The 13,007-nt window shown below is 72.6% G+C and carries 14 protein-coding genes; 4 read left to right on the top strand and 10 right to left on the bottom strand.

What is annotated here, in order from left to right; genetic code table 11:
• Positions 1-320 precede the first annotated feature (320 nt).
• From ACFVX9_RS23140 to ACFVX9_RS23125, 4 genes are all read left to right on the top strand, one after another.
• On the top strand, positions 321-524 hold the full coding sequence (locus ACFVX9_RS23140; RefSeq protein WP_063347104.1) for a cold-shock protein: 204 nt from the start codon (positions 321-323) through the stop codon (positions 522-524).
• Between the two features lie 157 nt (positions 525-681).
• Positions 682-2,448 (top strand): DEAD/DEAH box helicase, encoded by a 1,767-nt coding sequence (locus ACFVX9_RS23135; protein WP_380480558.1) that lies wholly within the window; start codon positions 682-684, stop codon positions 2,446-2,448.
• A 175-nt stretch (positions 2,449-2,623) separates the two neighbouring features.
• Positions 2,624-2,845: a type II toxin-antitoxin system VapB family antitoxin gene (locus tag ACFVX9_RS23130; protein WP_371516508.1), complete on the top strand. Its 222-nt coding sequence runs from the start codon at positions 2,624-2,626 to the stop codon at positions 2,843-2,845.
• Complete coding sequence (locus ACFVX9_RS23125; protein WP_387983231.1) at positions 2,842-3,252, top strand: PIN domain-containing protein; 411 nt, start codon at positions 2,842-2,844, stop codon at positions 3,250-3,252. The genes ACFVX9_RS23130 and ACFVX9_RS23125 overlap by 4 nt, the downstream gene beginning before the upstream one ends.
• 13 nt (positions 3,253-3,265) lie before the next feature.
• Here the strand turns inward: ACFVX9_RS23125 and ACFVX9_RS23120 are convergent, their stop codons facing one another.
• From ACFVX9_RS23120 to ACFVX9_RS23075, 10 genes are all read right to left on the bottom strand, one after another.
• Complete coding sequence (locus ACFVX9_RS23120; protein ID WP_387983229.1) at positions 3,266-3,994, bottom strand: sirohydrochlorin chelatase; 729 nt, start codon at positions 3,992-3,994, stop codon at positions 3,266-3,268.
• An 11-nt stretch (positions 3,995-4,005) separates the two neighbouring features.
• On the bottom strand, positions 4,006-4,926 hold the full coding sequence (locus ACFVX9_RS23115; protein ID WP_387983227.1) for an ABC transporter permease: 921 nt from the start codon (positions 4,924-4,926) through the stop codon (positions 4,006-4,008).
• A complete protein-coding gene (locus ACFVX9_RS23110) occupies positions 4,913-5,716 on the bottom strand; it encodes an ABC transporter ATP-binding protein (protein ID WP_063347100.1) in 804 nt (267 codons plus the stop codon). Before ACFVX9_RS23110 ends, ACFVX9_RS23115 begins: the two co-directional genes overlap by 14 nt.
• Positions 5,717-5,889: 173 nt before the next feature.
• On the bottom strand, positions 5,890-7,077 hold the full coding sequence (locus tag ACFVX9_RS23105; protein ID WP_063351024.1) for an aliphatic sulfonate ABC transporter substrate-binding protein: 1,188 nt from the start codon (positions 7,075-7,077) through the stop codon (positions 5,890-5,892).
• Between the two features lie 195 nt (positions 7,078-7,272).
• Positions 7,273-8,607 carry a sulfate adenylyltransferase subunit 1 gene (locus ACFVX9_RS23100; protein WP_380372440.1) on the bottom strand — a complete coding sequence of 445 codons (1,335 nt, stop codon included), beginning with the start codon at positions 8,605-8,607 and terminating at the stop codon, positions 7,273-7,275.
• A 2-nt stretch (positions 8,608-8,609) separates the two neighbouring features.
• Complete coding sequence (gene cysD, locus ACFVX9_RS23095) at positions 8,610-9,551, bottom strand: sulfate adenylyltransferase subunit CysD (protein ID WP_380563224.1); 942 nt, start codon at positions 9,549-9,551, stop codon at positions 8,610-8,612.
• Positions 9,548-10,144 carry an adenylyl-sulfate kinase gene (gene cysC / locus ACFVX9_RS23090; protein WP_279634886.1) on the bottom strand — a complete coding sequence of 199 codons (597 nt, stop codon included), beginning with the start codon at positions 10,142-10,144 and terminating at the stop codon, positions 9,548-9,550. The genes cysD and cysC overlap by 4 nt, the downstream gene beginning before the upstream one ends.
• Before the next feature lie 34 nt (positions 10,145-10,178).
• Entirely contained in the window at positions 10,179-10,814 is a 636-nt protein-coding gene (locus tag ACFVX9_RS23085) for a phosphoadenylyl-sulfate reductase (protein ID WP_380480594.1), read from the bottom strand.
• 46 nt (positions 10,815-10,860) lie between these two features.
• The gene (locus tag ACFVX9_RS23080; RefSeq protein WP_387983273.1) at positions 10,861-11,130 is read right to left on the bottom strand and encodes a hypothetical protein; all 270 of its coding nucleotides are present in this window, start codon (positions 11,128-11,130) and stop codon (positions 10,861-10,863) included.
• The gene (locus tag ACFVX9_RS23075) at positions 11,127-12,851 is read right to left on the bottom strand and encodes a nitrite/sulfite reductase (protein WP_387983224.1); all 1,725 of its coding nucleotides are present in this window, start codon (positions 12,849-12,851) and stop codon (positions 11,127-11,129) included. The genes ACFVX9_RS23080 and ACFVX9_RS23075 overlap by 4 nt, the downstream gene beginning before the upstream one ends.
• Between the last annotated feature and the right edge of the window lie 156 nt (positions 12,852-13,007).

The following is a 13,007-nucleotide window of genomic DNA, read 5'->3' as shown; positions in this document are numbered from 1 at the left end:
CTTCGTTCGGACACGGGCGACGCCCGACCGACGCGCCAAACAGGCGGCGTCCCGCTTCGGCGGGGCGCCGCTTGCCCCCTTTTCCTGGCCGCCAAACGTGATCTGTCGAGCACAAAAGTCCCCGGTCAATCGGGGTGTCGCCGTGCTACAGTCGACCCAGTTGCAGTTTTGGTTCCCATGAACGTATGTGTGCGCCTGCTGGTTCCAACCAACAGGCGCATTTGTTTTGTCCGGTGTTTCAGTCTCCGGATGGGGATCGCGGCTACTCCGGGGTTCACGCGGTGTGAATCCCTGATGCCCCAGTTTTTGAGGAGACGGTTATGGCTACCGGCACCGTGAAGTGGTTCAACAGCGAAAAGGGCTTCGGCTTCATCGAGCAGGCCGAGGGCGGCCCGGACGTGTTCGCCCACTACTCGAACATCGTGGCGAACGGCTTCCGTGAGCTCGTCGAGGGCCAGCAGGTCGAGTTCGACGTCACCCAGGGCCAGAAGGGCCCGCAGGCCGAGAACATCCGCGTCATCTGACGTCAGCCTCCACGCTGACTCGCGATCTCGCGAAGCGGGGGCCCGTACCAGACGGTGCGGGCCCCCGCGCATGCCGCCGTACGGCCGGGGCGGCGAATTTCCTACCGACGGCCGACCAGCCCCCACCCGGGGCTGCCGACCGACGTACGGAGACTTCGTGACCACCCCTGCCCGCCCGCCGCGTGACCGCGCCGCCCGCACCACCGACCAGGCCCGCCGCGGCGAGAACCCGCGCCGCAGCGCCGGCGCCGGCCGTGCCGAGAACACCGGCCGTGGCGAGAACGCCGGCCGCACCGGCGCCGGAGACCGCGCCCGCCGCGGCGAGAACCCGCGTGGTACCGGCGACGCCGAGCGCGCCCGCAAGCCGCGCGGCCGCACCGGCGCCCCCAAGAACACCCGCGCCGCCGCCGTGCCCGAGGCCGCCGAATTCACCGTCGTCGAGGGCACCCCGGCCCGGCCCCCGGCGGACACCTTCGCCGAGCTGGACCTGCCCAAGGGCATCCTCAGCACGCTCACCCGCGAAGGCGTCATCGCGCCGTTCCCGATCCAGGGCGCCACGCTGCCCGACTCGATCGCCGGCCGCGACGTGCTCGGCCGCGGCCGCACCGGCTCCGGCAAGACCCTCGCCTTCGGCCTGCCGCTGCTCGCCCGCACCGCCGGGCGCCGCGCCGTCGCCCGCTACCCGCTGGCGCTCGTCCTGGTGCCCACCCGCGAGCTCGCCCAGCAGGTCACCGACGCGCTCACCCCCTACGCGACCGCCGTCAACCTGCGGATCACCACCGTCGTCGGCGGCATGTCGATCAACCGCCAGGCCAACGCCGTCCGCCGTGGCACCGAGGTCCTGGTCGCCACCCCCGGCCGGCTCGACGACCTGATCGGCCGCGGTGACGTCAACCTGTCCGACGTCGCCATCACCGTCCTCGACGAGGCCGACCAGATGGCCGACATGGGTTTCCTCCCGCAGGTCAGCAAGCTGCTGGAGCAGGTCGCCGAGGGCGGGCAGCGGATGCTGTTCTCCGCGACCCTGGACCGCAACGTCGACCGCCTGGTCAAGCGCTTCCTCACCGACCCGGTCACCCACTCGGTCGACCCGTCGGCCGGCGCGGTCACCACCATGGACCACCACGTCCTCCAGCTGGACCAGGCCGACAAGGCGTCCACCACCGCGCACATCGCCTCCCGCGACGGGCGCGTGATCATGTTCGTGCACACCAAGCACGGCGCCGACCGCCTCGCCAAGCAGCTGCTCGCCACCGGCGTCCGGGCCGCGGCCCTGCACGGCGGCAAGTCCCAGCCGCAGCGCAACCGGGTCCTCGACCAGTTCCGCGACGGTCACGTCACCGCGCTGATCGCCACCAACGTCGCCGCCCGCGGCATCCACATCGAAGGCCTCGACCTGGTCGTCAACGTCGACCCGCCGGTCGACCACAAGGACTACCTGCACCGCGGCGGCCGCACCGCCCGGGCCGGCGAGTCCGGCACCGTCGTCACCCTCGTCCTGCCCGAGCAGCGCCGCGAGGTCAACCGGCTGATGACGGTCGCGGGCATCCGCCCCACCGTCACCAAGGTCCGCCCCGGCGACGCCGACCTCGCCAAGATCACCGGCGCCCGCACCCCCAGCGGCGTCGCGGTCGCCGTCGCCGTCCCCGCGCCCGCCGAGGCCCCCGCGGCCAAGGCCGACGCCAAGTCCGGCAACCCGCGCCGCCGCCCCGGCAAGCGCTCCGCGCTGCCCGCCGACGTCGACATGAACGGCAACCCGCGCCGCCCCCGCCCCAAGCAGCGCATGGGCGGCGCCGCCGCCCAGGGCGACCGCCCCCAGGCGGCAGGCTTCATCGGCCGCTCCTCCGGCCGCGCCAAGCCCGGCAGCGGCGCCAAGTCCGGCTCCAACTACGGCACCGGCCGCCAGCGCCGCGCCTTCGACTAACCCCCGGCGAACCACCGACGGCCCGGCCCCCTCGTACCGAGGGGGCCGGGCCGTTTCGTCGCGGGGCCCGTCTGTCTGACGGACACCATCACCCTGCGGCGGTCCGAACCTCCGTTGATGTTGGTCATGTGCAATGCTATGTACATCACCAACATCGATCGACGGAGGTATCCGGATGTCCGTGACACAGATCGACATCGATGAAGAGGCGCTGGAACGAGCAATGACGCTCGCCGGAGTTCGGACCAAGAAGGACGCCGTCAACCTCGCACTGCGCTTCTACGCCGAGCGGCAGGAACGTGCTGCCCGGATCAGCCGGCATTTCGAGCGGGCTCAGCACTGGGGCGCCGTCGAGGACGCAGAGCGGATGCACCGAGCCGAGAAGGACGCCCGGTGATCTATCTCCTCGACACCTCTGGACTTGTCCGGCTGTTGGGCGAGCCCAAGCTCCTGGCCGTTTGGTACGACGCGATCGACGCAGGCTCGATCGCGTCGTGCTACCCGCAGCGCGCAGAGTTTCTGTACAACGCGCGCAGCGGCCGGGAGTACGACGAGATCACCGAGATGTTCGCCGACCTGTACCCGGACGTCTCGGTACCGAAGAACGCTGGGCGCTGGATCGACACGGTTCAGCGGCGCATGGCCCTCGCCGGGCAGCACCGTAGTGCCTCCGCGGTCGACCTCATGATCGCGGCGACGGCCGCACACCACGGCCTCACGGTCCTCCACGACGATGCGGACTACCGCACTGTGGCGCGGCACGCCGCTGATCTGGGCGAGCACAGCATCCTCGATCACGAGTGAGCCGGCCCCGTGGTCAGGCAGTGAGCGTCTGGGGCATCGTGGCGGCCGTACGCGCCTCGTCGTAGCGTTCCAGGAGGAGGGCGGCCAGTTCGGGGGCGGGGCCCAGGACGTCGGCGACGGCGTCCGCTCCGGCGGCCGCGTCGGCGATGCGGTCGGGCAGGAGGCCAGGGGCCAGCAGGTAGGGGGAGACGGCGGTGCGGGCGGCGCCCGCGGCGCGCAGGGCGGCCAGGGCGTCGGGCACGCGCGGGCCGGTGGCGGAGGCGTAGGCCACCTCGACGGCGGCCCAGCCGCGGCTGCGGCGCCACGCGGCGGCCACCGCGCGGGTGGCGGCGTCGGCGGCCGGGTCGGAGGAGCCGGCCGCCGCGAGCACCACGCCGGTGCGGGCCCGGACGGCGGCCGAGTGCACGTCCACCCCGGCCTCGGCGAGGCGGCGCTCCAGGGCGGCGAGCAGCAGCGGCGACGGGCCCAGGACGGCGGCGACGGGCAGGGCCGCGTCCGCCGTGCGCAGGGCGGCCGGGATGTCGTGCTTGGCGTGGTAGGCCCGGTTGAGCAGCAGCGGGACGGCCACCGCGTCGTCGAGCCGCCCGACGACCTGCGGGATGCGCGGCGCGCAGTGGTCCAGGTAGGCGGTGGCGACGTCCAGCCCGGGGCGCAGCGCCCGCACCTCCTGGACCAGTGCGGCCACGGTCGCGGCGTGCCGCGGGTCGCGGCTGCCGTGGGCGATCAGCAGGAGGGCGGGCATCGGCGTCGGCCTTACTTGGCGGCGGCCAGCAGGCCGCGGTTGCGCAGCACCCGGCGTTCGACCGGGGTGAAGACGAGCAGTTCGATGGCGATGCCGACGAACAGGATCAGGATGATGCCGAGCAGCACCCCGGACATGTCGGAGAACTCGCGCTGGTCCTCCAGGAACCGGCCCAGGCCCCGGCCGAGGTCGGGGGAGGAGGCGACGAGTTCTGCGGCCATCAGGGAGCGCCAGGAGAACGCCCAGCCCTGCTTGAGGCCGGCCAGGTAGCCGGGCAGCGCGGCGGGGATGAGGACGTGCCGGGCGCCGGTGAGGCCGGTGGCGCCGATGGTGCGTCCGGCGCGCAGGAACAGCGGCGGCACCTGGTCGATGCCGGCGATCAGGCCGTTGGCGATGGAGGGGACGGCGCCGAGCAGGATGACCGCGTACATCATCTGGTCGTTGATGCCGAGCCAGATGACCGCGGCCGGCACCCAGGCGACCGAGGGCAGCGACTGCAGGCCCTGGAGGACCGTGCCGATGGCGGTGCGCACCGGCCGGACGCGGGCGACGACCAGCCCGATCGGGGTGCCGATGACGACGGCGAGCAGGAAGCCGGACAGGCCGCGCCAGACGCTGGTCCAGATGATCGAGAACAGCGTGCCCTGGTACCAGAGGTCCTGGGCGGAGTGCCACACGTCGGTCGGGCTGGGCAGCTTGTAGGCGGAGGTGAGGTGCAGGCTGTACGCCCCCTGCCACAGGGCGAGCACCACGAGGACGCCGATCAGCGGCGGCAGGGCCTTGGTCCGCAGTGCCTGGCCGAGCGAGCCGCGCTGGGCGGAGACGGAGTCGAGGGCGTCCAGGCCGGCGCCGACACCGGCGGTGTCCGTGGCGGCGGTCTTGTCGGTCTTGTCGGCCTTCTCCAGGACCGGGGTGCTGTCAGTGCTGGCCATGGCGACGGATCTCCCCACGCAGTTCTTCGGTGATCTCGATGGACAGGTCGGCGACGCCGGCGGATTCGATGCGGCGCGGCTGCGGCAGGTCGATCCGCCACTCGCGGGCGACCCGGCCGGGGCGGGAGGAGAGCAGGACGACGCGCTGGGCCAGGCGCACGGCCTCGCGCACGTTGTGGGTGACGAACAGGACGGACAGCTGCCGTTCGGCCCAGATCCGGGTGATCTCGTCGTGCAGCACGTCGCGGGTGATGGCGTCGAGCGCGGCGAACGGCTCGTCCATCAGCAGCACCTGGCTGCCCTGGGCCAGCGCGCGGGCCATCGCGACGCGCTGGCGCATGCCGCCGGACAGCTCGTGCACGCGCTTGCCGTACGAGCCCTTGAGGCGGACGAGTTCGAGCAGGCGCTCGGCTTCGGCGCGGCGCTCGGCGCGGGGGACGCCGGCCAGCTTGAGGGCGAGTTCGATGTTGCGGCCGGCGGTGAGCCAGGGGAACAGCGCGTGCTCCTGGAACATCAGCGCGGGGCGGCCGCCCGGCACCTCGATGGCGCCGGCGGTGGGCTGGTCGAGGCCGGCGACCAGGTTGAGCAGGGTGGACTTGCCGCAGCCCGAGGCGCCGAGCAGGGTGACGAACTCGCCGGGCGCGACGTCGAGGGTGATGTCGTCCAGGACGTGGGTCTGCGCGCCCGGGCGGCCGAAGGACTTGTGCACGTGCGAGATCCGGACGGCGGGCGCGGCGCCGCCGGCGCCGGCGCCGGCGGTGTCCGCCGAGGTGGTCAGTGCCGGGGTCATCCGGGCACCTCCTGCGTGAGTGGTCTGGCTGAGGGCTGGCGGAGCGGGGGCCGGGGCCCGGCCCCGCCCGTCCCGGTGGGCATCGATCGCGGATCGACCGGGTGGGCGGGGGTCCGGACCGCGGAGTCGGGGCGGACTCGGCGCCGCGCGGTGCTGTTCGGCGCCGGGTGGCGCTACTTGGCGCCGAGTCCGGCGTCCGCCACGGGGCCCTGGCCCTTGGCCGCGAGCACCTTGTTGAGCAGGGTGAGGTCGTAGATGCCGTTCAGGTTGGCCCCCGCGCCAGCGGAACTTGATTTGGGCAGCTTGAGGAGCCCGGCGGTGACGGCGTGGTCGGCCTCGGCCTGGAGGGTGTTCGCCAGCGGGTCGTCGAGGAAGTCGATGTCGGCCCAGGCGGGGTCGAGGATGGCCGGCTCCAGCGCGTTGCCGGCCTCCTTCTTGATCGCCTCGTTGGCGTCGGCCTTGGCCTTGTCCGGGTTGGCCTTGATGAAGGCGTTGGTGTTCACCGAGCCGCGCAGCACGGCCTCCACCACGTCCGGGTGCTCCTTGAGGAACTTCTGCGAGACGATGATGTTGGTGATCACGAACTTCTTGTCCGGCCAGACGTCCTTCTCGTTGAGCAGGACCTTCGCGCCGAGGGTGACCAGCTTGGAGGCGGTGGGCTCGGGCACCCAGGCGCCGTCGATGGAGCCCTGCCGGTAGGCGTCGGGGGTGACCTTGTTGTCGGTGCGCACCACCGAGACGTCGCCGGCGCCGGACGCCGCGTCGACCTTGAAGCCCTTGCCCGCCAGGTAGTTGAGCAGCGCCACGTCCTGGGTGTTGCCCAGCTGCGGGGTGGCGATCTTCTTGCCCTTGAGGTCGTCCAGCGAGGAGATCTTGTCCGGGTTGACCACCAGCTTGACCCCGCCGGAGGCCGAGCCGCCGATGATCTTCAGGGACTGGCCGTCGGACTTGGTGTAGCCGTTGATCGCGGGGGAGGGGCCGATCCAGCCGATGTCGATGGAGCCGGCGTTGAGCGCCTCGATCTCGGAGGGGCCCGCGTTGAAGACCTGGGTCTTGATCTGGGTGGCGCCCAACTCCTTCTGGAACAGCCCCTCCTGGAGGCCGACCAGGGCGGTGCCGTGGGTCAGGTTCGCGAAGTAGCCGATCTTCACGGTGTCCGCGGACAGCTTCGCGCCGGAGGCGCCGGCCGAACTGGCGGCGGAGTCGGCGCCCGCCTTCTTGTCGTCCGCCTTGGAGCCGTAGCTGCACGCCGACAGCAGGGTCACGGCGGTCAGGCCGGCCACGGCGGCCACCGCGGAGCGTCTGATCCGGCCGGCGTTGGGGCGGGCATGGGTATGCGAGGGGGCCAGGTTCGGTGCCATGGTGAAGTCCTGTTCATCGACGGACCGTCGGGAGGCGGTCTCGGGGACGTGGCGGTCGCCCGTCGGGGCGGCCGGGGGTCGCAACTCAGCGCTGTCGGCCCGCACATCGGGTCAGGCCGCCCTGGCCGCTGCCGAGGACGCCGCTGCCGATGCGGCCGCCTTCCTTGTCCATGTCCGAGAACGCCTCGCTGGGCATCAGACCCAGTCCTCCTCAGCGGGTTCGGTGGCGCGTACGGTCGCGAAGGCCTCGCCCGCCATGCCGGCGGTGAGGGTGGTGCCGTCGGCCGGGTCGATCAGCAGGAACGAGCCGGTGCGGCGGTTGTCGCAGTAGGCGTCGAGCGCCAGCGGCTCGGCGGTGCGCAGCACCACGTGGCCGAGGTCGTTGACGTTCAACCCCTGGGCGCCGGAGCGCTGTTCGAGGGTGTCGCCCGCCTTGGTCGGCAGAGCGATGCGGTAGGTGATGTCCTTGACCAGCGCGCGCACGGTGCGGGTGGTGTGCTTGAGCAGGACCTTGTCCCCGGCGCGCAGCGGGCGCTCGTTGAGGTGGCTGACGGTGGCCTCGATGTCCCTGGTGGGCGCGGGGATCACGCCGGCCGCGATCAGGTCGCCGCGGGAGACGTCGAGGTCGTCGGCGAGCCGGACGGTGATCGACTGGGGCGCCCAGGCGAGGTCCGTCTCGCGGCCGAGCGCGTCGATCCCGGCGACGGTGGTGGTGTGGCCCGAGGGCAGCACCGTCACCGGGTCGCCGACCCGCAGCACGCCGGAGGCCAACTGCCCGGCGTAGCCGCGGTAGTCGGGGTGCTCCTCGCTCTGCGGGCGGATCACGTACTGGACGGGGAAGCGGGCCGGATCGGCGTCCGGGTCGCTGCCGACCGGGACGGTCTCCAGGTGCTCCAGCAGGGTCGGGCCGCCGTACCAGTCCATGTGCGCGGACGGCTCGACGACGTTGTCCCCGGCGAGGGCCGAGATCGGCACGGCCACCACGTCGCCCACGCCGAGCGAGGCGGCGTAGGCGGTGAACTCCTCGGCGATGGCGGCGAAGACGGGCTCGGCGTAGTCGACCAGGTCCATCTTGTTGACGGCCAGCACCACGTGCGGCACCCGCAGCAGCGCGGCGACGGCGGCGTGCCGGCGGGTCTGCTCGACGACGCCGTTGCGGGCGTCGACCAGCACCACGGCCAGTTCGGCGGTGGAGGCGCCGGTCACCATGTTGCGGGTGTACTGCACGTGCCCGGGGGTGTCGGCGAGGATGAACCGCCGCCGGGGGGTGGCGAAGTAGCGGTAGGCCACGTCGATGGTGATGCCCTGCTCGCGCTCGGCGCGCAGGCCGTCGGTGAGCAGCGCGAGGTCGGGCGCGTCCTGGCCGCGGTTCAGGGAGGCGCGTTCGACGGCCTCCAGCTGGTCGGCGAGCACGGACTTGGAGTCGTGCAGCAGGCGGCCGACCAGGGTGGACTTGCCGTCGTCGACGGATCCGGCGGTGGCGAAGCGCAGCAGCGACGTGGCGGTGGCTTCCTGGGTGGTGCTGGTCATCGTTAGAAGTACCCCTCGCGCTTGCGGTCTTCCATCGCGGCCTCGGACAGCTTGTCGTCGGCCCGCGTCGCGCCGCGCTCGGTGAGGCGGCTGGCGGCGATCTCGGCGATCACGGCCTGGATGTCGGTGGCGTCCGAGTCGACGGCGCCGGTGCAGGACATGTCGCCGACGGTGCGGTAGCGGATCAGCCGCCGCTGGACGGGCTCGTTCTCCTTGGGGCCGCCCCACGCGCCGGCGGTCAGCCACATGCCGGCGCGGGCGAAGACGTCCCGCTCGTGGGCGTAGTAGATCTCCGGGAGGTCGATGCCCTCGCGCTCGATGTACTGCCAGACGTCCAGCTCGGTCCAGTTGGACAGCGGGAAGACGCGCACGTGCTCGCCGACGGCGTGCCGGCCGTTGTACAGCGACCACAGCTCGGGGCGCTGGCGGCGAGGGTCCCAGGCGCCGAACTCGTCGCGCAGGGAGAACACCCGCTCCTTGGCGCGGGCCTTCTCCTCGTCGCGGCGCCCGCCGCCGAACACCGCGTCGAAGCGGTTCGTCTCGATGGCGTCGAGCAGCGGGACGGTCTGCAGCGGGTTGCGGGTGCCGTCCGGGCGCTCGCGCAGCCGGCCGTCGTCGATGAAGTCCTGGACGTGGGCGACGTGCAGGCGCAGGCCGTGCTCGGCCACGACGCGGTCGCGGTAGGCGATCACCTCGGGGAAGTTGTGCCCGGTGTCGACGTGCAGCAGCGAGAACGGCACGGCGGCCGGGTGGAAGGCCTTGAGCGCCAGGTGCAGCATGACGATGGAGTCCTTGCCGCCCGAGAACAGGATCACCGGGCGCTCGAACTCCCCCGCGACCTCGCGGAAGACGTGCACCGACTCGGCCTCCAGCGCGTCCAGGTGGGACAGCGCGAAGGGGGCGTCTTCGTGGGTGCGGACCGGGCCGTCGGTCGCGGTGGTCATGCGAGACCCCTCTCGGTCAGGAAGGCGTGCAGCTCGGCGGCGGACTCGGCGACCGCGCGGCCCTGCGTCTGGATCCGCAGCTCCGGCTTCTGCGGCGCCTCGTACGGGTCGTCCACGCCGGTGAGGCCGGCCAGCTCGCCGGCGGCCTGCTTGGCGTACAGGCCCTTGACGTCGCGTTCGGCGCACAGCTCGACCGGGGTGGCGACGTGGACCTCCAGGAACTCGGTGCCGGCCGCCGCGTGCCGCTCGCGCACCGCGGCGCGCGAGTCGGCGAACGGGGCGATCACCGGGGCGAGCACCTTGACGCCGTGGGCGGCGAGCTTCTCGGCGACGAAGCCGATCCGGGTCACGTTGGTGTGCCGGTCCTCGCGGGTGAAGCCGAGGCCCTTGGAGAGGAACTCGCGGATCTCGTCGCCGTCCAGGACCTCGACCCGGTGGCCCTCGGCGCGCAGCCGTCCGGCCAGCGCGAAGGCGAGCGTGGTCTTGCCCGCGCTCGGCAGCCCGGTCAGCCACACGGTGGCGCCGCGCTCGCAGGGGGCGGCCGCGGGGGCCGCCTCCGCGGCTCCGTCGGCGGCCCGGGTGTGAGCTGTCACAGTCTCAAGTCCTTCGTCGGTAGTGGGGGGTGGGTCAGAGGTGGATGCCGCACTCGGTCTTGCCGGAGCCGGACCAGCGCCCCGCCCGGGCGTCCTCGCCCTCGGCGGGCTTGCGCGTGCAGGACAGCGGCGAGCAGCCGATCGAGGTGTAGCCCTCCCACAGCAGCGGGTTGAGCAGCACCCCGTGGGCGGCGACGTAGGCGTCCACGTCCTCCTGCGTCCACCGGGCGATCGGGGCGATCTTGACCTTGCGGCGCCGGGCGTCCCAGGACACCACCGGGGTGTCCGCCCGGCTCGGGGACTCGTCGCGGCGCAGCCCCGTCGCCCAGGCGTCGTAGCCGCCGAGGCCGCGGTTCAGCGGCTCGACCTTGCGCAGCGAGCAGCACAGGTCCGGGTCGCGGTCGTGCAGGTGCGGCCCGTGCTCGGCGTCCTGCTCGGCCACGGTGCGCAGCGGCCTGAGGGTGATGACGTTGACCGGCATGGTCGCGGCCACCGCGTCCCGGGTGCCGATGGTCTCCGGGAAGTGGTAGCCGGTGTCCAGGAACACCACGTCCACGCCGGGGAACACCGAGGAGGCGAGGTGGGCGACGACCGCGTCCTCCATCGAGGAGGTGACGCAGAAGCGGCGGCCGAAGGTGTCGGCGGCCCAGGCCAGGATCTCCTGGGGCATCGCCTCCTCCAGCTCGCGGCCGGCCCGGACGGCTATCTCCTCGTAGTCAGTCGTCGCGCTGGTCACCGGACGAACCCCCGTCGGTCGCAGTCGAGTTGGTCGCAGTCGAGTCGGCCGAAGCCGAGTCGGCCGCGGCCGGGGCGGTCGGGGCCGGGGCGGTCGGGGCCGGGGCGGTCGGGGACAGCAGGCCGAGGAACTTCAGCTGGAAGGCGCGGCGGCACCCGTGGCACTCCCAGGCGCCGTGCCCGACCTCGGAGGGGCGCAGGTCCTCGTCCCCGCAATAGGGGCAGAAGAACGGTGCGGCACGCTCACTCACGACAGCTGCTCCTCGCCGGCCCGGGCCGTCCACTGGGCGAAGCGCTCGCCCTCGGTGCGGTCGGCCTGGTAGCGGGTCAGGACGCGCTCGACGTAGTCGGGCAGGTCGTCCTTGGTGACCTTGAGGCCGCGGACCTTGCGGCCGAACCCGGCCTCCAGGCCGAGCGCGCCGCCCAGGTGCACCTGGTAGCCCTCGACCTGCTCGCCGTTGCCGTCCGGGACGAGCTGGCCCTTGAGGCCGATGTCGGCGACCTGGATGCGGGCGCAGGCGTTCGGGCAGCCGTTGATGTTGATGGTCAGCGGCTCGGCGAAGTCCGGCAGGCGCTTCTCCAGCTCGTCGATGAGCGTGCGGCCGCGCTCCTTGGTCTCGACGATGGCGAGCTTGCAGTACTCGATGCCGGTGCAGGCCATGGTGCCGCGGCGGAACGGCGACGGGGTGACCCGCAGGTCCAGCGCTTCCAGGCCGGCCACCACCGAGTCGACCTGGTCCTCGGCGATGTCGAGGACCAGCATCTTCTGTTCGGCGGTGGTGCGCAGCCGGTCGCTGCCGTGCGCGGCGGCGAGGTCGGCGATCTGGCCGAGCAGCCGGCCGTCGACCCGGCCGACGCGCGGCGCGAAGCCGATGTAGTACCGGCCGTCCTTCTGGCGGTGGACGCCGACGTGGTCGCGCCAGCGGCCGCTGGGCTCCTGCGGGGCGGGGCCGTCGACCAGCCGGTACGCGAGGTACTCGTCCTCCAGCACCTGGCGGAACTTCTCCACGCCCCAGTCGGCGACCAGGAACTTCAGCCGGGCGCGGTTGCGCAGCCGGCGGTAGCCGTAGTCGCGGAAGATGCCGATGACGCCGCCGTAGACGTCGGCGACCTCGTCCAGCGGGACCCAGGCGCCCAGCCGCACGCCCAGCTTGGGGTTGGTGGACAGCCCGCCGCCGACCCACAGGTCGAAGCCGGGGCCGTGTTCGGGGTGGACCACGCCGACGAAGGCGACGTCGTTGATCTCGTGCGCGACGTCCAGCAGCGGGGAGCCGGAGACGGCGGACTTGAACTTGCGCGGCAGGTTGGAGAAGTCCTTGTTGCCGATGAAGCGCCGCTGGATCTCCTCGATGGCGGGGGTGCCGTCGATGATCTCGTCCTCGGCGATGCCGGCCACCGGGGAGCCGAGGATGACGCGCGGGGTGTCGCCGCAGGCCTCGGTGGTGGACAGGCCGACGGCCTCCAGCTTCTGCCAGATCGCCGGGACGTCCTCGATCCGGATCCAGTGGTACTGGACGTTCTGGCGGTCGGTCAGGTCGGCGGTGTTGCGGGCGTACTGCTCGGAGACCTCGGCGATCGCCTTCAGCTGGGCGACGGTCAGCCGGCCGCCGTCGACCCGCACGCGCAGCATGAAGTACTCGGCGTCGAGCTCGTGCGGCTCCAGGATCGCGGTCTTGCCGCCGTCGATGCCCTCCTTGCGCTGGGTGTACAGGCCCCACCAGCGCATCCGGCCGCGCAGGTCGGCGGGGTCGATCGAGTCGAAGCCCCGGTGCGCGTAGATCGTCTCAATACGTGTCCGTACGTTGAGACCGTCGTCGTCCTTCTTGAACTGCTCGTTGGCGTTCAGGGGGGTGAAGTGGCCCATGCCCCACTGGCCCTCGCCGCGGTGACGGGTCACCTTGCGAGGCGCGGCGGGGCGTCGCGCGGCGGCGCGGTCGGCCGTGGGCTCGGCGGTCTCGGGGGTGGTGGCCATGGTGAAGTCCTTCGGGGCAGATGGCTCTGACGCCGGGTGGGTCGCTGGGGGTGCGCGGCGGTGCGGTGCTGCTGTGACCTGCGGGTATTCCCAGGGCCGGGGAGAGCAGTGACCGTGGCCGGCCGGGCGCCCGCGCGTCCGCTCCAGCGGGGACTG

Origin of the sequence: Kitasatospora sp. NPDC058243 (genome assembly GCF_042882025.1) — a bacterium.
Classification (GTDB): domain Bacteria; phylum Actinomycetota; class Actinomycetes; order Streptomycetales; family Streptomycetaceae; genus Kitasatospora.
This window is presented reverse-complemented; position numbering and strand designations above follow the sequence as displayed.

What these genes read in the sequence shown, in the direction of transcription:
- cysD (WP_380563224.1), bottom strand. Translation starts at nt 9,551, where the DNA reads ATGACCACCGCGACCGACGGCCCGGTCCGCACCCACGAAGACGCCCCC.
- ACFVX9_RS23105 (WP_063351024.1), bottom strand. Translation starts at nt 7,077, where the DNA reads ATGGCACCGAACCTGGCCCCCTCGCATACCCATGCCCGCCCCAACGCC.
- ACFVX9_RS23110 (WP_063347100.1), bottom strand. Translation starts at nt 5,716, where the DNA reads ATGACCCCGGCACTGACCACCTCGGCGGACACCGCCGGCGCCGGCGCC.
- ACFVX9_RS23085 (WP_380480594.1), bottom strand. Translation starts at nt 10,814, where the DNA reads ATGCCCCAGGAGATCCTGGCCTGGGCCGCCGACACCTTCGGCCGCCGC.
- ACFVX9_RS23140 (WP_063347104.1), top strand. Translation starts at nt 321, where the DNA reads ATGGCTACCGGCACCGTGAAGTGGTTCAACAGCGAAAAGGGCTTCGGC.
- ACFVX9_RS23100 (WP_380372440.1), bottom strand. Translation starts at nt 8,607, where the DNA reads ATGACCAGCACCACCCAGGAAGCCACCGCCACGTCGCTGCTGCGCTTC.
- ACFVX9_RS23120 (WP_387983229.1), bottom strand. Translation starts at nt 3,994, where the DNA reads ATGCCCGCCCTCCTGCTGATCGCCCACGGCAGCCGCGACCCGCGGCAC.
- ACFVX9_RS23130 (WP_371516508.1), top strand. Translation starts at nt 2,624, where the DNA reads ATGTCCGTGACACAGATCGACATCGATGAAGAGGCGCTGGAACGAGCA.
- ACFVX9_RS23075 (WP_387983224.1), bottom strand. Translation starts at nt 12,851, where the DNA reads ATGGCCACCACCCCCGAGACCGCCGAGCCCACGGCCGACCGCGCCGCC.
- ACFVX9_RS23115 (WP_387983227.1), bottom strand. Translation starts at nt 4,926, where the DNA reads ATGGCCAGCACTGACAGCACCCCGGTCCTGGAGAAGGCCGACAAGACC.